At 69.5% G+C, this 1,307-nt stretch carries 2 protein-coding genes; both read right to left on the bottom strand.

All coding sequences use genetic code 11. The annotated features are described in order from the left end of the window. Positions 1 to 45 precede the first annotated feature (45 nt). Positions 46 to 660, bottom strand: coding sequence for an ISAs1 family transposase (locus P3T37_RS36965; RefSeq protein ID WP_280728349.1), 615 nt, complete (start codon positions 658 to 660; stop codon positions 46 to 48). Continuing rightward, positions 657 to 1,169, bottom strand: coding sequence for a transposase family protein (locus tag P3T37_RS36960; protein WP_280728348.1), 513 nt, complete (start codon positions 1,167 to 1,169; stop codon positions 657 to 659). Before P3T37_RS36960 ends, P3T37_RS36965 begins: the two co-directional genes overlap by 4 nt. Between the last annotated feature and the right edge of the window lie 138 nt (positions 1,170 to 1,307).

Below are 1,307 nucleotides of genomic sequence, written 5' to 3'. Positions count from 1 at the left end.
GGCCCAGGGCCGTTGCAAAGTCCCGTGATCTTGTGCGTGTGCCGGTCAGGCGATGCCCAGCAGGTCGAGCGGGCGGGTGAAGGGCTCGTAGGAGGCGTGCCGGAGGCCTGCGGCGATATTGCGGTGCCCGGCGGCGCGGAGGGTGTTGATCGCAAGGTTGCGCAGGGTGGACATGTTTTCGGGTCCGTGGCCAGTACCGATTTTCGAGGCGTCCTCGGCGAAGGTGGTGTCATGGACGAAGTGGAGCCGGTTCTCGATGGTCCATTGTGACCTGGCGAGTTGACCAAGGCGCTGAGGCGATGCCTGATGCGGGGTCAGGTCCGTGATCGCGTAGACGGTCTGGCGACTGACGGTGCCGGCCTTGAGGTCGGTGCGATGACGCAGGATACTCACGGCCTGGGCTGCGTGCGGGAAGTCCAGGCCGAGATCAGTGACGGTAAGGGCCCTGGTCGCGCGGGTCTCCCTGCGGCCGTGGCCGATCTCGCGGTCGTAGCGGCGCGAGTTGATGTCCTTCCACGGCAGCGATCGCAGCCTGCGAGCCAGTTCGGGCTGGTTGGCCTTGACCACCAGCAGGTAGTGCACTCTCTTCTCCTCCACCAGGAACCGCGCGTGGGCGCGCTGGGTGTGCAGGGCGTCGGCCGTGACGGTGACCCCGGTCAGGTCGAAGGGCGCCAGCAGCGCGGCGAAGCAGGTGATTCGTTGGTCTTGTCGGGAACCCGCAGCTGGGTGACGGTCCGGCCGTCGCCGGTCATCGCGGCCAGCAGGTGGGCGGCGGGCAACTCGCCGCGCCGGGGGCCTCGGGCGGCCTTGCCGTCCACGGCCACCGAGTCCGAGCCGGCAGGATCAGCGCCGGTCAGATCAGCCAGGCCGCCGGGGCAGACCAGGCCGACAACCAGCCGGATCGTGGCGGCACTCGGTGCGGCTCGCACGCCCAGCGCCCCCACCACACGAGCACCGAGGCGGGCCAGGGCGTGCTGCGGAGCACTCGCGGACCACTGGCCGATCGCCGCATATGAGCGAGCGCCGGCGACCACCGCCGAGGCGGCAACCAGCAGCACCGCCACGAACGGGTGACTCACACCGCGCCGCCGACGCGGATCCGGCAGCACCCGCAACCGCCCCACCAGCGACAATCCCGCCACGCCGTCCAACGCGGGCGACTTGATCAAGCAGACGGTGGCAGATTGGCGGCACACGAAACTCCGGTGATTCGAGGCGACTTGGGAAGATCACCCCGTTCAACCGGAGCTTCGATGCGTTCGTGACGGCCCGGCCCGCACTCCTCGCACCACCGCGACCTGCGGCCT

Source organism: Kitasatospora sp. MAA4 (assembly GCF_029893355.1).
In the GTDB taxonomy this organism is placed as follows: Bacteria; Actinomycetota; Actinomycetes; order Streptomycetales; family Streptomycetaceae; genus Kitasatospora.
This window is presented reverse-complemented; position numbering and strand designations above follow the sequence as displayed.